Source organism: Streptomyces sp. NPDC058145 (assembly GCF_042884245.1).
In the GTDB taxonomy this organism is placed as follows: domain Bacteria; phylum Actinomycetota; class Actinomycetes; order Streptomycetales; family Streptomycetaceae; genus Streptomyces.
In genome coordinates, this window is sequence record NZ_JBHVUH010000037.1 from 1 (window position 1) to 21,199 (window position 21,199).

Genomic DNA, 21,199 nt, shown 5'->3' on the forward strand with positions numbered 1-21,199 from the left:
GGACTGCGATCTGCCATGACCGGCATTATCGACCCTCGTACCGACACCCCCATCGGTACTGAGCGTCACCGGTCCACAGAAGTTGGACCAGAACCTGAGAACGGACAGCACTTGGGCCCCGGTTCGGGAGGCGTTCGGGGGCCGCGGCCTGGGCGAGATGTGCACGAGTTTCGGAGCGTACTTGCGGGCGTTGGTGACCAGCTCGCTGACCATCAACTGGGTCAGATCTTTGGCACGCTGAGAGACCGGCAGGCCGTGGCCGGCCTGCACGCGGGCCGGGATCGCGAACACCTCCAAGCCCCGGAAGACGACTCGGTCTGTCTGAGTCGACGGCCTTCCGAGCTCAACGGCTTCGAGCATGTCTCGCGTGCAGTGGATGCTGATCATCAGTCCACTGGGACGGAAGACGTGCTGACCCGGCTGATCGGACTCCGAGACCGCGGAGAGATCGCGGAGAGAGTCCAGCGCCGTGTTGGCCGATTGCCGACTCATACCGATCCGCAACGGGCCAACGCCGCTTGGTGGGGCAAGGTCGAAGTCCATGCGGGCATGATCCCAAACAGGTCTGTCAACGAGTCGCGAAACCATCCAGTCCCGAGGCGTTACAGAGCGTGAGAGCCACATAAGTTGGACCAGAACCGGAACTCGTCAACAGAGCCACCCAGCGATTGCACTTGCCGCGCGCCACCGCCCCGTGAGACGGCCCTTCGTGCCGCTCGAGGCGCCGCAGGCAGGCGCGGGCCCTCGCCTGCTGTTCCGGCCGGGCCGTGGCGGGCAGCGCAGGGCGGCGGCGGTGGCCCGAACCAGGCTCGAAAGCGTGAGCATCCCTCCGGCCCCGTTCGACCCGCACGCCTTCCCCCCGGACCTGATCGCCGCCCAGCATGAGGCCGCCCGCCGTACGCCGAGCTGCACACGCTGCTGGGCCGCCTCCCCTGGTCCCGTGAACCGCACCCTGGGTGGCCGGAGTCGACGTAGCGCAGGCGCCATCGGCGGTGGCGTTCCTCCAGTCTCTGCGGCCTGGCACCAGCAGCGTGTCGACGTGCCGGGGGAACTGCTCGACCGGGGCGTTCGCCCCGATTCGCAGCCCGCAGGAGGTGAGCGTGTCGAGACTGGTGGACGAGACGACCCGCACGTCGTACCGGGCGCCGTAGCGGTTGGCCGTGGTGAAAACCTCCAACGGACCGCTCACATCCAGGATCTGGACCTGATCGAAGGCCACGGTCACGACGATCCGGTCGGCTCCCCGGTCCGTGCCCCAGGCAGGGGGCTCTACTCGGCCCACAGCGAGTCCATGATCGTCCGTACGAAGTTCCCGCGCTCGAAGCCCGGCAGGTAGTGCTGGAGCACGTCCGCCTTGACGTTGCCGAAGGTGCTCTCCGGCTTGTCCTGGATGCCGTCCGTGAACGCGCCGAGAATGCGCTTCTTGAAGTCGGGGCGAGGATGGGGGGGCCACGATCTCTTCACGCTCGGCGGCGGAGATGTCCTCGTAGCCGATGCCCAGGACGTCGTACTCGACGCCGGCGGTCACCAGGGCGACCTCGGGTTCCATGAACTCGGGGATCCCCGGCGTGGTGTGCAGGGCGATGGCCGTCCACACCCGGCGTACGCTGTCATCCGGCACCCCGTGTGCCTGCAGGAAGCGGCGTGCCTCATCGGCGCCGTCGACCTCGAAGCGGCGGCCGCTCCTACGGAACCGCTCGTCCAGCCCCAGGTCGTGGAACATCGCGGCGATGTACAGCAGTTCGGGATCGAATCCGAGATCGCGGTTGCGGCCCTGAAAGCTACCGAAGAAGTACACCCGCCGTGAGTGGTGGTAGATCAGTTCACCGGGCGGCTTCGCGGACCAACTCGGTTGCCTCACGGGCCACCTTCGTGTCCGGGACGTATATACCGGCCCTGATGTTCGCGGCTGTCGTCATCGTCATGGCACCTCACCTGCCGACCCAGTGGTCCGGGGCTCTCTCGGCGTCGAGTGGCCGGTACGGGCGACCGGCCCAGGCGTGGATCCGGGCACCGTCGACCGGCCGTACGGGCGGCGCGTATGTGCTGAGGCACCTGTGGCCGCGCCTCGGGCCCGGACGGCGTCCATCCGGCGCCTGCGTGCCGCGCTGGTCGACGCGCTCGGCGCCGAATCTGCAACCGGGTGCTGGAGGAATGTCCGCACCTCACCGGGTTCGATCCCCTTCGAGGGGCTGCACCCGCCGCGTGTGCGGTGCGCCGGCGCCTTCCGCCCGCTGCCGGACACGTGTGCGTCCCCACCCGCACGCACAGTACGCACAGGTCAGCGTGAGCGGGACGACCGGGCGCCCTTGAGGAGGAGGTGCCCGGCCGTCCCGTTCGCCGGTGCGGCCGGCGGCCGGCGCCGGTGTCAGTGTCCGCCGGACTCCTCGGGGCGCGCCTGGCGCGGCAGGAGGAAGGAGAGGAGGAAGGTCAGCGCGAGCATGCCGTCGACGATCCACAGCACCGTCTTCATGACCGATCCGAAACCGCCCTTGAAGGCCGAGGTCGCGGTGGCCTGCAGGGCCGCGGGTATTCGGGAACCGGCCTCGGGCGAGGTCACCGCGGACCGCGTGTCCTTCTCCAGGCGCGCGCAGGACGCCGGGGTGGCGGCGGGGTCCTTGGCCACGGCGCGGTCCGAGGCACACTCGCGCAGGTCCGCCACGACACGATCCTGTGCGGCGGGCGCGACGTGGGCGGCGGCCAGCTGCCCGCGCAGACCGTCCGAGCGCTGGTCGACGGCGGTGGCGATCCCGCCGCCCAGCAGGCCGAAGAACACGGTGCCGAGGATGGCCACGCCGAAGGCGCCTCCGAGCTGCTGCATCGCGGTCATCGTGCCGGACGCCGAACCCGTCTCGTGCTGCTCGACACTGGCCAGCACGATGTCGAAGAACGGAGCCATGAGCAGGCCCATGCCGATGCCGGTGACGAGCAGGGACGGCAGCAGTTGCCAGGGGCCGACGCCGCTGCCCACCATGTCGAGGGTCAGCCACACACCGAACACGCCGGCCGCCATGACGAGGGTGCCCGCCTGAAGGACGGCACGTCCGAACCGTGCGACACCCTGCGCGATCCCGAACCCGACGATCATGCCGCCGGACCAGGGCACCATGACCAGACCCGCTTTGAGCGGCGAATAGCCGAGACCTATCTGGGTGTAGAGGTTGAAGACCAGCATGAAGCCCTGCATGGTCGAGAAGAAGACCAGCCCGAGGACCATGCCGCCGCTGAACCCACGCTTGCGGAAGAGGCTCAGGACGACCAGCGGGTCAAGACCGGCGCTGCTGCGGCGTGACTCGTACCTGGCGAAGACCGCGAAGACGACGACGGAGGCGCCCATCATCACGAACGCCCACACGGGCCAGTCGTACTCGCGGCCCTGGACCAGCGGGAAGATGATGAGCAGCGCGGCCAGCGAGACCAGGAGCATGCCGGGGATGTCGAGGCGGGGCTTGCTCTCGGAGCGGCCCCGGGGCAGGTAGCGCACCGCGCCGAGGAAGGCCGCGGCGCCCAGCGGCAGGTTGATCAGGAAGATCATCCGCCAGCCGGTGCCGAAGTAGTCGGCGTCCACGAGCCAGCCCGCCAGGATCGGCCCGCACACCGCGGACAGTCCCATGACCGGACCGAACATGCCGAAGGCCTTCTGCGACTCCTTGGGCGGGAACATCTCCTTGATCATGCCGAGGCCCTGGGGCAGCATCACCGCGCCGAACAGGCCCTGCACGACGCGGGCGCCTATCAGCATCTCGGGCGACACGGACACCGCGCACAGCAGCGAGCCCACGGTGAAGCCGGCGGCGCCCACCAGGAACATCGTGCGGCGTCCGTGGATGTCCCCGAGTCGGCCTCCGGTGACGAGCCCGACGGCCATCGACAGCGTGTACGCGGCGGCGAGCCACTGCAGGGTGGAGGCCCCGCCGCCGAGGTCGGCACGCATGGAGGGACCGGCGATGTTCGTGACGACGGCGTCGAGGAGGTCCATCACCTCCGCCGCGAGGATCACGAAGAGCGCAGCCCAGCGCCACCGGTAGGGCGCGGGCGAGTCGGTGGGCGTCTCCGTGGACGCGACACCGGTGGTGGACATCGGAACTCCTCGCAGGGGGGTGCGCGCCGCGGAGACGGTCCGCAAGGCGCGCAGGAATGGGTGGACGGACGTGATGAACGGTGTTCACCGTAGCAGAACAGTGCTCAGCGAGAGAACGCTGTTCATTAAGATATAGCGCAATCCAGCCGCCACACAAGATATATCGCGTCTTTGGGTGGATGGGTGCCCGCGGAACGGCGCTCACCGGCGGAGAACACTGTTCTCTCGTGTGCCTAGACTGGTCGCATGACAGACGCGGCAGCCGACATCCCAGCAACCCCACCGCCGTCTCCGTGGGAGCGGGAGCGCCCCGCCCGTGCCCACGCCGCTCCCGCGCGCACACCGCTGTCCCGCGACCGCGTCGTCGATGCGGCCTTCACCGTGCTGGACCGGCAGGGACTCGACGGACTGTCGATGCGTCAGGTAGCCGCCGAACTGGGCGTGACCGTCTCCGCCCTCTACGCACACGTCAACTCCAAGGACGACCTCCTGGAGCTGATGTACGCACGTCTCTTCGACGGCTTCGAAATGCCCGCAGCAGATCCGGACCGGTGGCAGGAGCAGTTGCTGGACTACGCGCGGGCCGGCAGACAGCGCCTGCTGTCCCATCGCGACATGGCCCGGATCTCCATGGCCCACGTCCCCTTCACCGCCGAACTGCTCCCGCACGTCGAGGGGTTGCTCGCCATATTCCGCACGGCGGGCCTGCCCGACCGCATCGCGGCGGAGGCGGGCGACCTCATCTCCACGTACATCGACGGGTTCGTCCTGGAGGAGGGCATGTGGCAGGACCGCGCCACCCAGCAGGGCGGCGACGCCTCCTCCCTGGCCCGCCCCGACTGGCGCGAGATGGCCGACGAGATGCAGAACTACTTCGCGGCCCTGCCCGAGGCCGACTTCCCGCACCTGCGCGCCCTGTCCGGCCTCATGGTGACGGACTCCTCCGACGAGCGGTTCGACATCGGCCTGCAGATCATCCTGCGCGGCCTGGCGAGCTACCTGCCGGACCGGACGGGCCACGCGACCCCGGAGGACTGACCGTCTCCGCAGCCCCCGTCGGACGTCAGCGGAAGGCGTTGACGTCCCACAGCTGTACGGCTCTGTCGTCGTCGGCGCTCCCCGTGGCCAATTGAGCGCGCCGTAGGAGACAGGTGCGACGCCCTCGGGTCGCGCAGGGCCGGGTGGTCCGGCAGGGGTCCGGTGGGCGGCGGCGTGTCGAGATGGTCGAGGGCGGCGGCGCTGGCGACCGAGGCGGGGCGGCGGGTGGCGGGAGGTGCAGCGGGCGGCGGCGTCCGGTCAGGGCCCGCACCCGGGCGTCGAGGTCGCCCCCCGTTACCGTCTTCGTGGCTCCGCAATGGGGCCTCCGGCCTTCGGGCCCGGCATGACTTCCCCCCTTGTTGTTCATGATCCGGGGGGTGGTGTCACCCGGGCCGGGAGGCATCGACGGACCGCTGATGAGGGGCTTGAGCAGCGGCTTCACCAGGCCGAAAGAGCTCTCCGTAACGTGGATGTGGCGGCTCGGTGCCGAGGCAAGGCCGGACGAAAGCGTGATGCAGGGGCCTGTGCGTGATCGACACCGGCGACATCGACGTCTTCCTCGGGCCTGAACGTCGGCAAGGGCGAACACCACGCCACCGCCGTCACACCGGCCGGGGAGAAAGCCTTCGACAAACGACTACCCAACACCGAACCCAAGCTCCGCGAGCTGTTCGCGAAACTCGAGGCCAAGCACGGAACGGTGCTGGTCGTGGTCGACCAGCCAGCCTCGATCGGGGCCCTGCCCTGGCGGTCGCCCGGGACATGGGCCGCCCAGTCGCCTACCTGCCCGGGCTGACGATGCGACGGATCGCCGACCTCTATCCCGGCGAGGCCAAGACGGACGCGAGGGACGCGTTCATCATCGCGGATGCGCCCCGCGCGATGCCCCACACTCTGCGGGCGGTCGACGGTGAGGACGAGACGATCGCCGAGTTGGAGATGATCGTCGGGTTCGACGAGGACCTGGTCGGCGAAGCTACCAGGGTCGCGAACCGGTTGCACGGCCTGCTGACCCAGATCCACCCCACGCTGGAACGTGTGCTCGGGCCGCGGCTACAGCATCAGGCTGTCCTGGCCCTGTTGGAACGCTTCGGTTCACCCGCCCAGATCCGCAAGGCGGGCAGGCGCGGCTGGTCACGCTGTTACGGCCGAAGGCCCCCAGAACGGCCGAGCGACTGGTCGACGAGATCTTCGCTGCCCTCGACGGGCAGACCGTTACCGTTCCCGGCACCGAGGCGGCCTCGCTCATCGTCCCGAGCCTCGCCGCGTCGCTGACGGCCGTGCTCGACCAGCGAAAACTGCTGGCCGGGCGGATCGAGGAACTGCTGGCGGCACACCCTCTTTCCAAGGTCCTGACGTCGATGCCGGGAGTCGGCGTCAGGACCGGAGCACGCATCCTGATCGAGGTCGGCGACGGCAGCACCTTCCCGACCGCCGGCCACCTCGCCGCCTACGCAGGCCTCGCCCCGGCGACCCGCAGTTCCGACTCATCGATCCGCGGCGAACAGCCTTCCCGGAGAGGGAACAAGCAGCTCAAGCGGGCCTTCTTCCTATCGGCGTTCGCGGCGCTCGGTGACCCGGCCTCCCGGGCCTACTACGACAGGACAATCGCCCAGGGCAAGCACCACACCCAGGCCCTGCTCTGCCTCGCCAGACGCCGAGCCGACGTCCTCTTCGCCATGCTCCGCGACGGCACCTTCTACGAACCGCGGCCGTCAGCGCCAGTCACCTGACCCTGCGGATCTGCAAGGAGAACGACTCGATCAGCCTCGACGTCGAAGCCGAGCACCGGGTGGCCGTACTCGCCCTCCGGGTCCATCAGTACCGGCTTGCCCAACCGCCGCCCGATCCCCCGAAGGAAGCCGCAGAGCACATCAAGTCGGTCCTGGCCCTGCAACTCCCGCAGGTCGACGTCGAAGTCGACTTCGTCGTCGGCATGGAAACGGAAGATCGCCAACACCTCGGCCGTCGGCCAGACCCGCAGGTCCCGGCACTCGGCATCCGCCGCACGGGACAGCACGGCCTCCGCCCGGGGCACCGGAAGCACCGTCTCTCCCTCGGAGTACTGGCACTTCCAGCCCTTCTCCGCGACAAGGTGGAGGACCGCCTGCCAGTCCTCCACCGAGGCATTCGGGACACGCACGTCCGGCAACGACCCCATCAAGTCCAGGTCGAAGAAGCACTTCACGTCATCCCATAGCAGGTCGCTCACCCCGCCATGCTGCCCGGCTCGCCGACCCCACGCACCCCCGTTTCCGTTGACCAAGGACATAGGGGCACCCCCCGGATGGCGTCGCCTGGGTCGGCGAGCCTCGCCACCTGGTCCATGTGCGGTTGGCGTTGCATGAAGTGGCGCAGGGCGCGACGCACCTCGTCGCGCAGCTGGGCGTCGGTCAGTGCGGCCGGGTCCTGCTGAAGCCGGTCCACCTGTCCCCCGGCCTCGCCCGCGCGGCGCAGGGCTGCCGCGGCGAGCGGGCCGCCGGCGACCCTGTCATGGGCGTAGAGGCCGTCCTTGATGATCTTCATGATGATTCCCTTCCGCCCGGGGCCGGCGTCTCCTTGGTGAAGACGGCCTGCCGGACCGGGGCGGGCGGGAATGTAGAGCGCCACGGCGTTACCGTCTTGCCCGGCCGGGGGCGCCAGGCGGACGCATCGGGTGCGGCGCGGGCGAAGGACGACTGGGATGTCGCGCCCGGGTGCGCCCCCGTTGTCATGCGGGAACCGGGTGGCCCTGTCCCGGCAGGAAGGGACGCCGGCTTTTGGACACGTTGGGGAGGGCGCGATGGGGTTCACCGCAATACACGCGGACTGGAGACGGCTGGATGCATCGCTGGACGATCTCAGGTGCGGTCGTGCCTGGGCGGACGTCCACCGGGTCAAGGGGCAGCAGCTGGTGTGCCCGGAGTGCCGCGGGCAGGTCTTCGCACGACTCTCCCCGCACCGTGCCCGGCACTTCTACCACCAGGAGCGGCCGCCCGAGGGCGAGCTGGCGCACGAGCCCCCCGAACACCACCTGCTGAAGCTGCAGCTGGTCACCACCGCCCGGGCAGCGCCCGCGAGTGCAGCGGGACCGCCGCGGGCCGCGTGCGAGGGCTCCGCGTGCTCGGCACCCGCTAACGCCGGTGACATGCCGCCCGCGGGCGCCGCCGCCACTCGCGGCTGAGGACTTCAGACGATGCACGAGTACGACCTGAGCGGCGCCCGCTGGCGCAGGAGCACCTACAGCAACGGTGACGGCGGCAACTGCGTCGAGGTCGCCGACGGAGTCCCCGGTGTCGTAGCCGTCCGGGACAGCAAGGCGGCCGACGGGTCCGTTGTCCTCGTCGGGAGCGCCGCCTGGGTGGAGTTCGTCAGGAGGATGGTGGGGTAAACCCCAAGGCGTTTCAGGTTGTTGCCCGGATGGGGCGGGCCCCCGAGATCCGCGAGGCTCGTCGTATGACGCAGCGCACGCGCACCATCCGCAACGCCGCCCTCGTCGGCGCCTCCACCGCCCTGCTCGCCGTCACCACGCCTGTGACCGCCTCCGTGGCCGCGAGTCCCTCCGAGGGCCTCGCCTGGACCGCCTGCGAGGGCTCCGGCATCGACCCCCGTCAGCAGTGTGCCACCCTCCGGGTCCCCATGGACTACGCCGACCCCGACAGTCCCCTCATAGACATCGCCGTCTCGCGCATCCCGAGCGAGAATCCCGAGGCCCGGCGCGGCACCCTGTTGCTGATCCCCGGCGGGCCGGGCGGCTCCAGCCTGAACGACCCCTCAGGGAAGGGGCAGAAGCTCCCCCAGGACGTCCTGGACGCCTACGACCTGGTCGGCTTCGCCCCACGCGGGCTCGCCCCGTCCACGCCCGTCGACTGCGGGCTGGACCACGGCGACCTCGCCACCTCCAAGCTCCGCCCCTGGCCCGCCGCCGACGGCTCGGTGGACGGGAACATGGCCACCGCCCGCCGCATGGCCGACGCCTGTGCCGCGAACGGCGGCGAACTGATCCGGCACCTCAGCACCGCCAACGAGGCCCGCGACATCGACCGCCTCCGCGCCGCGCTCGGCGAGCGCGAGCTCTCCGCGTGGGGCGTGTCGTACGGGACGTACGTCGGAGCCGTGTACGCGCAGCTGTTCCCGCACCGCACCGACCGCATCGTGTTGGACAGCAACGACAACCCCGACCCCACCCGCGTCGCCCGCGCCTGGCTGGCCGGGCACGAGCAGGGCGTGGAGGACACCTTCCCCGACTTTGCCGCGTGGGCGTCGAAGCCGGACAACCCGGACCGCGTCGCGAGCAGGGCCGCCGACGTCCGGCCGCTGTTCCTGCGGCTGGCCGCCCAGCTCGACCGGGAACCCCTCCCCTGGCCCGGCGCCAACCCGGAGGAGCTGAACGGCAACGTCCTGCGCCAGACCATGCTGGACAGCCTCTACTCCCCCAGCCGCTATCCCACGCTCGCCAAGCTGATGCGGGCCGCGCAGCAGGGCACCGTGCCGCCCGCGCCCGCGGCCCCGCCCGAGGCCGTCCTGCAGAACGTCGCCGCCGTCGGCGCCGCTACGCTGTGCAACGACGTCGCGTGGCCCACGTCGAAGGCCGTGTACGAGAAGGACGTCGCCGAGAGCCGCGCCAAGTACCCGCTCACCGCCGGCATGCCCCGCAACGCGATGCCGTGCGCCGCCTGGCCGTATCCGCCGCGTGAGGCGCCGGTACGGATCACCGGCCGGGGGCCGTCCAACATCCTGCTCGTCCAGAACGAGCGGGACGTCGCGACCCCGCTCAGCGGCGCCCGGAAGCTCCGGGAGGCGTTCGGCCGGCGCGCGGTCATGGTGACGGTGAACTCCGCCGGGCACGACACCTACCTCGCCAACGGCAACGCTTGCGGCGACCGCACGGTCTCCCGCTTCCTGGCGACGGGGCAGCGGCCGGGCACGGACACCTACTGCGCCTGACGGTCGCCCGGCGTCACCAGCCCCGACTCGTAGGCCACGATGACCAGTTGCGCCCGGTCCCGCGCGCCCAGCTTGCCCAACCGGAATGGCGAACCGTTCCACCAGGACAGGCGGATGCCGTGAGCCCGCGGTGACGGGGCGGCGGCCGGACCCGCGGAAACCCTTACTGGCCAACGCGGCGCGCCTCCTTGCCACCGCACAAGTGCATGCGCCGCTCTCGGCTGGCCCGCTCGTCGGGAGGTCGATGAAGCACTGCGCAGCAGGCAGTAAAGCCGACGAGGCCCGCCCCCGCTTCTTCGATGCTTGGCAGGGGTGCGGAGCGGTCTGATCACAGGACGGCAACAAGATTCACTTGACAACCACATGTGGTCTAGCGTGTTCCGCCTGTAGTAGCACCACCATGGGGGGATCCATGCGTATCCGCATCATCAGTGCTGTCCTGTTCTGCGCAGTGAGCGCGGGGGCCGTCGCCTGTCAGCCGACGGACACAGCCAAGCCGAGCGGCAGTGCCCCGCCGGCTAAGAGCACGACTGTCGAGCCGACGAAGGATGACAAGCCGGCCGGGGAATCCAAGCCCGTGCCGAACTTTGTCGGCATGGGCCTTCAGTCCGCGCAGGACACCGCTCAGGAGCAGGGTTTCTACATCCTCAAGAGCCACGACTCGCTGGGCCGGGCGCGTATGCAGGTCTTCGACCGGGACTGGAAGGTCTGTTCGCAGAGCGTCAAGACGGGGAAGGTCGCGGCCACGTCGACGGAGCTCGACTTCGGCGCGGTCAAGCTCGCTGAAACCTGCCCGGCCCACGATGAGGCCGCGCCCTCGACGGTCGGCGGGACGGTGCCGAACTTCCACGGCAAGAGTGTGAAGGCTGCCCGGCAGGCCCTCAACAGCGGCACGTCAATCACCGTGACTGACGCTACGGGCGCAAGCCGGTGGGTGCTGATGGAGTCGAACTGGCAGGTGTGCACGCAGAAGCCGGCCGCGGGGGTGAAGCTGAACGGGCAGCCGGTCAGCCTGGACGCAGTCAAGTTCGGGGAGGATTGCCCGTAGGAACAGCGAAGCCCCTCCCAAGGAGGGGGCGTGGTCCGTTCTTGGATCAATAGATAGAAAAGGTTAGTCGTGCGCAGAATATTTGGTACCGCTGTCATTTTGTTGACCCTGGCGTGTACTGGGTGCTCGGAGGATAAGCCTGCGGACCCGTACGCGGCGGACACTGAGCCATTTGTGGCTCTCCCGAAGACGATCGAGTTTCGCAAGTGGCTCGACGAGCATGGTAAGCCGTGGAAGGGGGTGACTAAGGTGGATAGTTCGGCGCCGGATGCGGCAACGATCCGCGTAAATGCTCCGTACGACAATGAAAATGGAGCCGAACAGCTGATTCACCTTTGGGGCAAGTACGTGGGCGTCGACCCGTCGGACCTGAACGTCAGCGTATTCGACAACGATACCGGCCAGATCTACGTCAACTATGTCGCACACTGATACGCGGGCGGTGAATTGGTCAGCGGTGATATCGACCAGGAGCGGGCTGTGCCCGAGCCAGGCCTGGGCCAAGGTACCGGCGTCGCCCCAGCGGATGCCGGTGCTCAACTGCCAGTGGCCCGGGCTTGGAGGTGCCGTCTTTTGTCCTTGCCCAGTCCGTGCTTGTCCTGGTTTTCGTGGTCCTGGTCGTCACCACGCCCGTGCAGGCGGCACGGTGACGGTTGAAGCGGCAGAGGATGCGGCCGGGGACGGTGTCGACGTTGCGGGTACGGAGGTGACCGTAGCCGGGGCGGGCGAGGATGGCGACGAGGGGGCGCCCTCGCCGGATTGCCTCGACGCTCCCAGTGCTGCTGCGGCAGCGAAGCGAGCCAGGCCGATGCCGCAGAAAGTGGCTTGGGTGGCCCGTTTGCGGCGGCGCCTGGCCCACGGCTCCATAGCGGGCGCCGGCAGCCACGCCGGCGGCCAGCCCCCCTCACACCCCTGCCGTCACCGGGGTGGCCCAAACAAGAAGGGGGCGCCGTCTAAATCGACCCAGGCTTCCGGCCAGGCAGATCGGCCCCTCTGTACGGCTTTGTACGCGGTGCAGGTGTCGACCGCAGGCCGTGCAGGTCGCATCGTGCATGCTGTGCTGCATGGCTACGATCCATCGCCGTCCTGACACGCTGATCGTCGGGATGCTTCTGGCGGTAGTCGGTGGGTTCTTGGACGCGTACACGTTCGTCCGGCACCACGTGTTTGCGAATCTGCAGTCGGGCAATGTGCTGCTGTTCTGCGTCGAGGTCACGGCCCGGCACTGGCATAGGGCGGTGTTGCTGCTCATCCCGGTCGTGGCCTTCGGCATCGGCGTGCTGCTGGTGGAAGTGCTCGGTCTGTCCCGTGTGGAGCGGCGTGTTCGCCGACCGCTGCGACTTGTCGTCACACTGCAGATCGTCCTGCTGGCGCTGATCGCGGCACTGCCCGACGACGTGCCGGAACAAGTCACGACGGTGACGGTGTCGTTCGTGGCGGCGTTGCAGTTCTCGACCTTCACCACACTCCGCGACGCCCCCTATACGACGCTGGCGGAGAGCGGGAATCTGCAGAAGGGCATTGCCGCCACGCACCGGTGGCTGGCGGCCGGAGAACCGGCGGCCGCCCGGCGCGCGGGCGGGTACGCCGTGATCATCGGGTCGTTCGCGGCCGGCGCGATGACGGGCGCGGTAATGACCCGCCTGGTGGGCGCACCGGCGGTCGGCGTGGCCGCCGGTCTGCTCACGGGCGTTCTCGCGCTGCTGGTCCGGCAGACGCGGCAGTTGCAGCGCGGCGAGGCGAGCACGGGGCCACCGCCACCGGGTTCACCGACCGCTCACTGATCCGCCACCACGGGAACCGCGGCATAGGCCGACGCACCGCTCAGCGGCGTAGCGCTGCCGTTCGTGCGTGTGCGTCGGTCCGCCGCCCGTGAACTGGGCACCAACGCCGTCATCCTGATGCCCGAGGACGCCCCCGCTCCAAGCCGGCCGCCACCGCCGGATACGGCGCCGAGGTCGTCACCTACGACCGGCTACGCCCAGGACCGCACCGCGCTCGGCGAGGCCCTGGCCGACGGCAGGGCCCTGATCCCGCCCTACGACCACCCGCATGTCATCGCCGGCCAGGGCACCGCGGCCCTGGAACTCCTCAAGGACACCGGGGCGCTGGACGCCCTCCTGGTGCCGGTCGGCGGCGGCCTCATCGCCGGCAGCGCCACCGCGACCACGGCGCTGCACCCCGGCATCCGTGTGATCGGCGTGGAGCCGGAGGCCGGCGGCGACACCCGGCTCTCCCTGGTCAGTGGTGCGCGCGTGACCATCTCCCTGCCCCGCACCATCGCCGACGGCAAGGGCGCGGCCGGGCTGTGGGGGGGCGGCCCGTACCAGAGCGCTTACAAAAGGGCCGCCCCCGACCCCGCCGTGCTGACACAGCAGAGCAGCATCGACGGTATCCGCAGGCCCAGGAACCGACATTATTGCGATCACCACAACCTTCTGCGATGGCGCAAGCATGCATCCGATTGAGGAACTGGCCGCTCTGCGCAACCCGATGCCCGAACCGGACACCGTCACCCCCGAGGACTGCTACGCCGACGCCTGCGACCAGGTACTGGAGCAGCGCAAGAACGATGCACTCGGCCTGGAGGCCGCGGGCGAGGAGCTGAAGACGGACCCGCTACTGCTGGCGCTCGACGACCTGAAGGCCAAGAAAGAGGCTGTCGACGCACAGATCAGGCAACTGCTGGCCTGGGGACGTGAGTTCCACGGCAGCCGCCCCTACGGACTGGAGGAACTCGCACGCCGCGCCGGGTACGGCATCTCCGGTGTGCGCACCGCCTACGGCGACACCGAGATCAGGCAGGTCGCCGCACAGATCGGCCGCCAGCCCAACCGGCCTCGACGCGAGAGCACCAAGGGCGGCCGGTAAGCAGGACCGCCCGCACAGCCGACGCCGAGCGGCAAAGGTGCTGCACTCGGCATCGGTGGAATGCGGGGACCGTGGCTGGACACGGACGCTTCACTCACTCCCCTGCCCTGGACAGGGGTACGCCGTTCGCGTAGGCACCCATTGTCCGGGGCGGCGAAACTTCCCCTGTAGAGACGGGAGTTCACTGTCGAGCGGTCAGTACTACCTGACGTGCGCGGTCCTACAGCCCAAGGAGCAACACGGGTGTCACGGCGCCTGTCCAGCGCGTCCGCCCGCGGGTCAGACGCGAAACAGGTGGCGGGCGTTGGCTTACGACCGAACTGACTCATCAAGTCGTTGCTGAGTTCCTCGGCGACGCGCATTGCTTCCTCGTCGTCTGCGATCGGGGACATCAGCGTGTGCACTGGCTCGATGTAATGGGGCTTGCGGGCGTACGGAGGTGTGCTCTCGCGGCCATCCCCAAAAACTGCCGTGCGGGGTTCGAGGGCTCCCGGACCATTGGATGCGTGGATCGTTGCGATGATCTGTTGTGTGCTATCCAGATGCAGTTTTCGTTGCAGTTCTTGAATGGCCGCTACGAAATCACCGCAGCCTGCTTCGATCACGCGTTGAGACACAGGTAGGGCACCAGTGATGCCGGCCTCTTCACTGAAGCTGGGCCGCTGTTCTTCGGAGGCGGGCCGCTACGACACGTTGGTGGCCATAGTGACAGTGCCTTCGTGGTGCAGCTCGATCATGGAGTTCCGGTTGTAATCGATCTCCAGGATGCTGCTCACCCACCGCCGGGGAGCAGCCGGTGGTGGGCGCGCTGCAGAAGGGCCGCGACCCGTGGCCGGTGTCGACGGGGCCGGTGACGACGTGGGCCAGGTCCACGGGCTCGAGGATCCCAGAACGGGCCGATCGGCGGACGAGCCGGGTGCGGCGCGGACGGGACGGTGGCAGTACGCCTCCCGTCGACCGGGAGGCGTACAAGCGGCGCAATGCCATCGGGAGGTGTATGAACCGCTTGAAGCAGTGGCGCGGCATCGTCACCCGCTACGAGAAGACCGCGACCATCCACCTGGCGGGACCCTATGTCACAGGAGGCTTCTGGGCCGCCCGCTCATTCAACGAAACCGCCGAAGCACCCGTTGCGTTCGGCGCGCCGCGCGGTGGCTGCTGCGGTTCAGGCACACTCGGACGAGTCGCTGCCGACGTAAAAGACGTATCCGCCTGACCAGTTGACGAGGTTCGACGTACCGGCCTCGTTCTTCATGAGCGCGGAGATGCCGACACAGCGGCCGCCGACCGCCTGGGTGCTGCTGTACACGGGGCCCGCGTATTGCGAGAAGGTCCCATAGTCCCGGTCACCTGCCGCCTTGTTGTCGCCCGGCCAGATCCGCAGATCCATGTAGTTGGCCGCGCCACCCGTGTTGTTGTCGAGAATCGCGCAGGCACTGTCGCCCTTCATGTAGAAGAAGAGCGTCGCGTAGCGCTTGTCGGCGCTGGGCAGGGCCTTGGCATCGGTGAACTCGTAGCCGCTGCCGCACACCGTCGCGGAGGCGGCGGCCGCCGGCGTGCTTGGTACTGCGACACCCATTGCCACAACGGCAGAAGCCGCGACGGCGAGGCGCATCAAGTTCTTACCAAGCGAAGACATAAATCCCCCCAGGATTTGAGTGTCGTGGGTGTTCGAATGCGCAAATACAACAGGACTGTAGCCACTCGGGTTCCTCGCAGACAACACAGGGGGTCTGCGGCAGTTGGGGTAAGAGCGCAAAGAGTAACTAGCTGGTCCCTGCGCTCGCGTTTCCTCCTGGAACCCCCGGTATGCACCCCTTTTGGCAGCCACTCTCCGTGGCGATCCCGGATTATGCTGTGCGTCACAGTCGCGTAGACCCAGCTCCCCACAAGCGACCAAAATCCGTACACGCTGAGCGCGTTGTCCCGTATGGGGGGTGAGTTATCCGGTGAGGGCCAGGTTGTGGAGCCGGGCGATGCCGAGCATGGCTTGGTGAACGCCGTTGCCCTTGAGTCGGCAGTCCTGCAGGATCTGACTCGAAAATGGCCACACGAGGGCAGGGCTGATTGCCCCGGCAGTACGGCTGGGTTAGGGGAAATCAAGCGGGTGCGAGGCCGGAGGTGTCGACCCCGAGGGCGCTCAGCTCGGCGATGAGTCGTTGCTGCCGTCGCTTGACCTGCTGCGGATGCTGTTGCCAGTGGCTGGGTCCGAGGTCCTGGTAGTCGGTGTCGTTGGTGAGCATGTGCCAGGCGGCAATGACGATCTTGTGCATGACCGCGACGAGTGCGCGTTTCTTGCCCATGCGTCTGATCAGCCGTCGGTAGTGAGCGTTGAGGTAGGTGCCCTTGGTGCGTGCCGCGGCGGCTGCCGCACCGCCGAGGGCGCCCTTCAGCCAGACGTTGCCGTGCGTCGTGGCGCCTGAGTAACTTCGGCCCGCTGACTGGTTGTTTCCAGGAGCCACGCCGCTCCAGCTTGCCAGAGCGGCCGGGGTGGAGAAGCGTGTCATATCGGCGCCCGTCTCGGCGATCACGACCTGTGCGAGGCGGGTTGAGACGCCGGGGATGGTGACCAGGAGGTCGTGCTGCCGGCGTAAGGGCGCGGTCTCGGCATCGATGCGTTGATCGAACGCGGCGATCTGCGCGTCGATGGAATCGATGTGGGCCAGGGCCTGGGACGTCAGGAAGGCGTGGTGGTCTTCGAAGCGGCCGGTCAGTGCCTCGCGGAGGTCGGTGATCTTCGAGCGCGCCTTCCCGACGGCCAGATCGGCCAGCACCGCCGGGTCTCGCTCACCGGCGATGAGTGCTTCGATCATGGCGCGGGAAGACATGCTCAGCGTCTTGGTCAGCACGAGCGAGGTCTTGATGCCCGCGTCCTCGAGCACCTTCTCCAGCCGGTTCAGAGCGCGGGAACGCTCTCGGACCAGGCTGGTGCGTTGCCGGGTGAGGTCACGGAGTCGACGAATGCGCGGTGGTGGCACGAAGGACGGGGAGACCAGCCCGTGCTGAGCCACCTGGGCGATCCAACGGGCGTCGGAGACGTCGGTCTTACGGCCTGGCACCCGCTTGATGTCGCGGGCGTTGACCAGCCAGACCTCGAACCGTTCCTCGAGCAGGTAGAACACCGGTTTAGAAGGTGCGGACCTCATCCCGGTAGCGTCGTGAACCCTGGGAGATCGGCCCCCGGACGCAGGCCTTCACATCACCCTTGGAAACGTCGAGTCCAGCGACTCTCTCGACCAGCACATCCATAAAGCCACCCCCTCGGAGACCGTCATCGCCAAACGACCCCGGCCTGGTGAGGGCACAGCCAACTTAGGAATCTGACTCACGTGCTCAGAGGCAACAGTCCAGGGCGCCTGCCCCAGCCCTCGCGCCTAGCTTCCACACGGACTCAACCGCACCAAGATCCTTCGACGTCACCCAAGCCGAGGCCGCCATCAGGATTTTCCCCAGTCAAGGACGCCGCAAAGCGGCCCGGACAGCTTCCAGTTCTTCAGCCGCGACAGGGCGTGTTCCACGCGTGCTCGCGCCCGGTGGATGGCGTTCTCCGCTTCCTGGTGCGGGCTGAGGCGGGTCTGGCCCCGTCGTCTGCGGTGCGGGATGAGCAGGCCGGTGCCCTGGTAGCCGCCGTCGGCGATGGTCGGGGTGCCGCGGCAGGCCCGGTCGACGCCGGACTCCGTGAACGCCCGGCAGTCGCCCAGGCTGCCGGGCAACGGCAAGCCGATCGCCACCACCAGGCGGCTGTTGGCGTCAATGACGACCTGAAGGTTGGTCGAGTAGCGGCAGTTCTTGCTCGAGGCGGCGATGCTGCCGTCGCGGGTGGGCACCAGGGTGCCGTCCACGATGTAGACGGTGTCCTTACGCGGCCGACGGGCCGGCGAGATGGGTGCGGCGCGGGTCCGGGGAGGGGTTCATCGTGGGTGCCTCCGTGTTCCGGGCAACTGCTGCGGAGGGGCACCGGAGGGGTCAGGTGACGCGCCTGGCGGCTTCGGCTGCTGCCACCGCAGAGAGGTGCGAAAGAGCGGGTGGCAGTGGGGTGATGGGGGCCACTCGGGCGATCCGGTGGACTGACGAGGTGAACGCGCACCAAGAGCCATCGGCATCCCTCCCGTCCACGACGAGGGACCGAGCGGCCAGGGGGCGGCACGGATGCCCGCCGCGTATGTCATTCTACTCGCCAGCAGATGGCACGCACGTTCGACGAACGGCGTCGGCCGGACGTGCCGCCCGCGCCCGTCGCGGAGCGGGTCGGGGCGATCGATCAGCAGGTGGCCGTACGCGGCTGGTGCTCGCACCGTCACCCGTCCGGCGGAAATGGCACGCGACCGGTCCTGCGGCAGTGCGAAGCGGCCCCGGGCCGTGGACAAGCGCCTGTCCGGCCGCCCCGGTCCACCGACCGGAGGGACCCACCCGCCCTGTTCGAATTGACGCCGGGCTGCCGCGGGCTCGTACTGAACACGACGGGCTCTTGGCACAAGTTTCCCCGTCAACTTCCATCATTTGCAACCTCTCCCCACTCAGGGAGCCACCATGACGGTGCAGCAACAGCCAGCGACGATCCCGACGGTTCTGGTGTACGAGGACGACCCGGGATTTCCTCCCCGGGTCAACATGCCCGTACCGCATCCCGTTCCCCAACTCGACACGCAACCGTTCCCGACGGCCATCGCGGACGCCGCGCCGCAGCCGGACGGCGCCGGACCGGGCACCGAGGCGTTCCGCTACTGGGTGGCGGCCGATGCCCTCAGCAGGGCCGTACAGACCTGGGGCCCGCTGGTCCCCGCCGGGACCCAGTGGCACTCGACGGTCGGCCGCGCCCTCACCGCGCACCTCGACGCGGGAGCCGACCTCAACGCCTACTACGACCGCAGGGGCCTGTGGTTCTTCCGCAGCACGGTGGCAGGGGTCACCGTCGCCGCCTGCGAGAGTCCCGAGGTCGTCGCCCACGAGACGGGGCACGCCATCCTCGACGCCCTGCGCCCGCAGCTGTTCAACGCCGCGAGCGCGGAGACGGCCGCCCTGCACGAAGCCTTCGGGGACATCAGCGCACTGCTCACCTCGCTCCGGCTGGAACCGCTGCGGATCGCGGTACTGGCCGAGACGCAGAGCGACCTGGAGCTGTCCTCGCGGGTGTCGAGGATGGCCGAGCAGCTGGGCGCCGCGATCCGGCGGGGCCACCCGAACGCGGTCGACCCGGACTGCCTGCGCAACATGTCGAACAACTTCTTCTACCGCGACCCGGTCCACCTGCCGCCCAGCGGGCCCGCGAACACGCTGTCCAGCGAGCCGCACTCGTTCTCCCGGGTGTTCAGCGGCGCGTTCCTGAAGATCGTCGCCGGGATCTTCCGCCAGCAGGACCTCCAGGACCAGGCCGGCCTGGCCAGGGCGGCCGAGATCGCGGGACAGCTGCTGGTGGACGCCGTCGTGGCCGCGCCCGTGGTGTCCGCGTACTACGCGCAGGTCGCGGGTCACATGATCGCCGCGGACCAGCGCCGCAACGGCGGCAGATACGGCTCGTGCCTGCGCTCGGCGTTCATCCGGCACGGCATCCTCTCCCTGGAGGCCGCCACGGCCATCACCGAGCCGGAGATGACGCGCCGGGGCGCCGGTATGGCGGAGGCGGCTCCGGGCGGCAGTGAGGAGGAGGTCCTGACGGCCGTCACGGTCCACGGGGCGATGTACGGCATCACCCAGCCCCTCACCCTGTCCGCCCCCGCGCAGGAACGACGCTTCGGCATCGCGAGCTCCGACCCCGCCGGCGGCTCCGTGCGGCCCGCCGACCCCGAGCAGGTCGCCACGTCGTACCTCGAGGACCTCCTCCGGCGGGGCCGCGTCCACGTGCCCGAGGAGCACCGGACCGCCGCGGCGTTCGCCGACGGCAGTCCCTCCCGGCTGAAGACCCACGAGATCACCCGCAGCACGACCGGTGAAGGCCTCGCCCTGGTCCGGCGATGCTTCGACTGAGTGCCCGGCCCGGTCAACGGAAGCGCAGGCGGCGGACGGTGAGCCGTCCGTCGTCCTCGCTTCTGACGATGTGCGTGGTACGCGGCGTCGGCTCCTCGCCCTCGTAGACCGCCTCGCCCCGCGCCAGCAGATCATTGACGAATTTCTCGGTCGCCCGGCGCTCGGCGCCGTCCACCGGTCCGGCGTCCACCATTTCTTGCAGGTCCACCGGGAAACCGGCGCGTTCGAGTGCTTCGCTGCCCCGCGCGGTCACCATCGCGAGCACGAGCCGTTCGGAGACGCTCCGCACGACAACGGCCTCCGTGTCGTTCACGGCCGAGGTCAGCTCGGGCAGACCCCGGCCGTCCGGCAGCTCGATCCACGCCCGGTGCACGGGACGGTCCTCCGTCGCGGCCCGCGCGAACACCGGGTCGGCCGCCGTGCGCATCCCCGCCTCGCGGGCGAACGCGCGCTCGCGGGCGTCCTCGCCCACGAAGACACAGTCGCCGGCCGTGGCGTGCCCCGCGCCGGCGACCGCCCGGTCGAAGATGCCCCGACCGTCCTTCGCCCCCCAGTGCACCAGTGCCTCGTCCGTGAACCGGCCGGGGAACGCCTCACGCAGCGCGGCCGCGGCACGTGACGCGGCACCGGCGCCCGGTCCGGGGTCGGAGATGATGCCGGTGCGGACGTCACGGAGGGCGTCGAGCACGGCCATGACCCGCGGTCGGGGGCGCAGCGTCAGGGAGCTGTCGGGTCCCACACGGGCATCCGCCAGAGTCGCCCCGATGTCGAAGAAGATCACAGGCATGTGGAGTGCCTCCCCCCGACGGACGCTCCCGAGTCGGGCCCACCCGGGTGAGACGGCCCGCGTAGGGCCGCTGTCGCGGCGGGTCTGACCCATCACAGCTGCTCAGCGCGGGTCTGGGTGCCGCGTCTGGTGTGCGGCTGGTCCATGGGGCGGGGTCTTTGTTCGGGTCGTGGCCAGGCGGCCCGGGAGAGCGGGTTGTGTGGTCACCGCTCCCCCGGGCCGGTGCCCCCACCGCGGCGTGGCGGCGGGCAAGGCACGCAACCCCGCTCGCCGGACCCGGTGTAAGGGCCAGCCGTGACGGGCGCGACGGGCGGCATGACGCAGTCGGCCCCGCCTCCTCTGGTCGGAGTGGAGAGTGGAGTGAAGGCGGGTTCTGGGTTGACTTCCTTCCCCTCGTAAACGAGGGGGATTCCTACGGCTCGCGCCGTGGGGTTTCCTGCTTCGTCGCCGACCGCCCGCCCGGAGTACTCCGTTGAGGTCTTAC

Annotated in this window: 15 protein-coding genes and 7 pseudogenes; 11 read left to right on the forward strand and 11 right to left on the reverse strand. The window is 69.2% G+C overall.

The window, feature by feature from the left end; genetic code table 11:
• From ACFVVO_RS38305 to ACFVVO_RS38315, 3 genes and pseudogenes are all read right to left on the reverse strand, one after another.
• Positions 1–543 (reverse strand): annotated as a pseudogene (locus ACFVVO_RS38305) (hypothetical protein); the annotation flags it as partial.
• Positions 544–1,269: 726 nt separating this feature from the next.
• Positions 1,270–1,919 (reverse strand): annotated as a pseudogene (locus tag ACFVVO_RS38310) (HD domain-containing protein).
• 449 nt (positions 1,920–2,368) lie between these two features.
• Positions 2,369–4,081, reverse strand: coding sequence for an MFS transporter (locus ACFVVO_RS38315; protein ID WP_390061440.1), 1,713 nt, complete (start codon positions 4,079–4,081; stop codon positions 2,369–2,371).
• A gap of 246 nt (positions 4,082–4,327) precedes the next feature.
• Here ACFVVO_RS38315 and ACFVVO_RS38320 point away from each other — a divergent pair, with 246 nt between their 5' ends.
• Entirely contained in the window at positions 4,328–5,119 is a 792-nt protein-coding gene (locus tag ACFVVO_RS38320) for a TetR/AcrR family transcriptional regulator (protein ID WP_390061441.1), read from the forward strand.
• Positions 5,120–5,650: 531 nt separating this feature from the next.
• Positions 5,651–6,852, forward strand: a pseudogene (locus ACFVVO_RS38325) (IS110 family transposase).
• Here the strand turns inward: ACFVVO_RS38325 and ACFVVO_RS38330 are convergent.
• Both ACFVVO_RS38330 and ACFVVO_RS38335 read right to left on the reverse strand, forming a co-directional pair.
• A complete protein-coding gene (locus tag ACFVVO_RS38330) occupies positions 6,819–7,331 on the reverse strand; it encodes a hypothetical protein (protein WP_390061442.1) in 513 nt (170 codons plus the stop codon). The pseudogene ACFVVO_RS38325 and the gene ACFVVO_RS38330 sit on opposite strands and share 34 nt — an antisense overlap.
• A complete protein-coding gene (locus ACFVVO_RS38335; protein WP_390061443.1) occupies positions 7,328–7,645 on the reverse strand; it encodes a hypothetical protein in 318 nt (105 codons plus the stop codon). The genes ACFVVO_RS38330 and ACFVVO_RS38335 overlap by 4 nt, the downstream gene beginning before the upstream one ends.
• A 256-nt stretch (positions 7,646–7,901) precedes the next feature.
• Between ACFVVO_RS38335 and ACFVVO_RS38340 the strand changes: the two genes are divergently transcribed.
• The 3 genes from ACFVVO_RS38340 (at position 7,902) to ACFVVO_RS38350 (ending at position 10,045) form a co-directional block, all read left to right on the forward strand.
• On the forward strand, positions 7,902–8,282 hold the full coding sequence (locus ACFVVO_RS38340) for a hypothetical protein (RefSeq protein WP_390061445.1): 381 nt from the start codon (positions 7,902–7,904) through the stop codon (positions 8,280–8,282).
• Between the two features lie 12 nt (positions 8,283–8,294).
• Positions 8,295–8,489: a DUF397 domain-containing protein gene (locus tag ACFVVO_RS38345; protein ID WP_390061446.1), complete on the forward strand. Its 195-nt coding sequence runs from the start codon at positions 8,295–8,297 to the stop codon at positions 8,487–8,489.
• Positions 8,490–8,554: 65 nt separating this feature from the next.
• Entirely contained in the window at positions 8,555–10,045 is a 1,491-nt protein-coding gene (locus ACFVVO_RS38350; protein WP_390061447.1) for an alpha/beta hydrolase, read from the forward strand.
• Here ACFVVO_RS38350 and ACFVVO_RS38355 read toward each other — a convergent pair.
• A pseudogene (locus ACFVVO_RS38355) lies at positions 10,033–10,125 on the reverse strand (DNA-binding response regulator); the annotation flags it as partial. The gene ACFVVO_RS38350 and the pseudogene ACFVVO_RS38355 sit on opposite strands and share 13 nt — an antisense overlap.
• A gap of 332 nt (positions 10,126–10,457) precedes the next feature.
• On the opposite strand from ACFVVO_RS38355, the gene ACFVVO_RS38360 reads away from it, so the two are divergent.
• The 5 genes from ACFVVO_RS38360 (at position 10,458) to ACFVVO_RS38380 (ending at position 13,964) form a co-directional block, all read left to right on the forward strand.
• A complete protein-coding gene (locus ACFVVO_RS38360) occupies positions 10,458–11,093 on the forward strand; it encodes a hypothetical protein (RefSeq protein ID WP_390061448.1) in 636 nt (211 codons plus the stop codon).
• A 174-nt stretch (positions 11,094–11,267) separates the two neighbouring features.
• Entirely contained in the window at positions 11,268–11,525 is a 258-nt protein-coding gene (locus ACFVVO_RS38365) for a hypothetical protein (protein WP_390061450.1), read from the forward strand.
• 632 nt (positions 11,526–12,157) lie between these two features.
• The gene (locus ACFVVO_RS38370; protein WP_390061451.1) at positions 12,158–12,877 is read left to right on the forward strand and encodes a YoaK family protein; all 720 of its coding nucleotides are present in this window, start codon (positions 12,158–12,160) and stop codon (positions 12,875–12,877) included.
• Positions 12,878–12,940: 63 nt separating this feature from the next.
• On the forward strand, positions 12,941–13,561 hold the full coding sequence (locus tag ACFVVO_RS38375) for a pyridoxal-phosphate dependent enzyme (protein ID WP_390061452.1): 621 nt from the start codon (positions 12,941–12,943) through the stop codon (positions 13,559–13,561).
• The gene (locus ACFVVO_RS38380; protein WP_390061454.1) at positions 13,548–13,964 is read left to right on the forward strand and encodes a hypothetical protein; all 417 of its coding nucleotides are present in this window, start codon (positions 13,548–13,550) and stop codon (positions 13,962–13,964) included. Before ACFVVO_RS38375 ends, ACFVVO_RS38380 begins: the two co-directional genes overlap by 14 nt.
• A gap of 1,165 nt (positions 13,965–15,129) precedes the next feature.
• Here ACFVVO_RS38380 and ACFVVO_RS38385 read toward each other — a convergent pair.
• The 4 genes and pseudogenes from ACFVVO_RS38385 to ACFVVO_RS38400 form a co-directional block, all read right to left on the reverse strand.
• Entirely contained in the window at positions 15,130–15,543 is a 414-nt protein-coding gene (locus tag ACFVVO_RS38385) for a hypothetical protein (protein WP_390061455.1), read from the reverse strand.
• A 363-nt stretch (positions 15,544–15,906) separates the two neighbouring features.
• Positions 15,907–15,999 (reverse strand): annotated as a pseudogene (locus tag ACFVVO_RS38390) (IS5/IS1182 family transposase); the annotation flags it as partial.
• A gap of 64 nt (positions 16,000–16,063) precedes the next feature.
• Positions 16,064–17,213: pseudogene (locus ACFVVO_RS38395) on the reverse strand (IS110 family transposase).
• Between the two features lie 230 nt (positions 17,214–17,443).
• Positions 17,444–17,848: pseudogene (locus ACFVVO_RS38400) on the reverse strand (transposase); the annotation flags it as partial.
• A gap of 646 nt (positions 17,849–18,494) precedes the next feature.
• On the opposite strand from ACFVVO_RS38400, the gene ACFVVO_RS38405 reads away from it, so the two are divergent.
• Complete coding sequence (locus tag ACFVVO_RS38405; protein ID WP_390061457.1) at positions 18,495–19,928, forward strand: hypothetical protein; 1,434 nt, start codon at positions 18,495–18,497, stop codon at positions 19,926–19,928.
• Positions 19,929–19,941: 13 nt separating this feature from the next.
• Here the strand turns inward: ACFVVO_RS38405 and ACFVVO_RS38410 are convergent, their stop codons facing one another.
• Complete coding sequence (locus ACFVVO_RS38410; RefSeq protein WP_390061459.1) at positions 19,942–20,715, reverse strand: HAD family hydrolase; 774 nt, start codon at positions 20,713–20,715, stop codon at positions 19,942–19,944.
• Between the last annotated feature and the right edge of the window lie 484 nt (positions 20,716–21,199).

Coding starts and splice junctions, on each gene's coding strand:
- ACFVVO_RS38315 (WP_390061440.1), bottom strand. CDS start 4,081: ATGTCCACCACCGGTGTCGCGTCCACGGAGACGCCCACCGACTCGCCC.
- ACFVVO_RS38335 (WP_390061443.1), bottom strand. CDS start 7,645: ATGAAGATCATCAAGGACGGCCTCTACGCCCATGACAGGGTCGCCGGC.
- ACFVVO_RS38405 (WP_390061457.1), top strand. CDS start 18,495: ATGACGGTGCAGCAACAGCCAGCGACGATCCCGACGGTTCTGGTGTAC.
- ACFVVO_RS38410 (WP_390061459.1), bottom strand. CDS start 20,715: ATGCCTGTGATCTTCTTCGACATCGGGGCGACTCTGGCGGATGCCCGT.
- ACFVVO_RS38345 (WP_390061446.1), top strand. CDS start 8,295: ATGCACGAGTACGACCTGAGCGGCGCCCGCTGGCGCAGGAGCACCTAC.
- ACFVVO_RS38370 (WP_390061451.1), top strand. CDS start 12,158: ATGGCTACGATCCATCGCCGTCCTGACACGCTGATCGTCGGGATGCTT.
- ACFVVO_RS38360 (WP_390061448.1), top strand. CDS start 10,458: ATGCGTATCCGCATCATCAGTGCTGTCCTGTTCTGCGCAGTGAGCGCG.
- ACFVVO_RS38320 (WP_390061441.1), top strand. CDS start 4,328: ATGACAGACGCGGCAGCCGACATCCCAGCAACCCCACCGCCGTCTCCG.
- ACFVVO_RS38350 (WP_390061447.1), top strand. CDS start 8,555: ATGACGCAGCGCACGCGCACCATCCGCAACGCCGCCCTCGTCGGCGCC.
- ACFVVO_RS38385 (WP_390061455.1), bottom strand. CDS start 15,543: ATGGGTGTCGCAGTACCAAGCACGCCGGCGGCCGCCGCCTCCGCGACG.
- ACFVVO_RS38340 (WP_390061445.1), top strand. CDS start 7,902: ATGGGGTTCACCGCAATACACGCGGACTGGAGACGGCTGGATGCATCG.
- ACFVVO_RS38380 (WP_390061454.1), top strand. CDS start 13,548: ATGCATCCGATTGAGGAACTGGCCGCTCTGCGCAACCCGATGCCCGAA.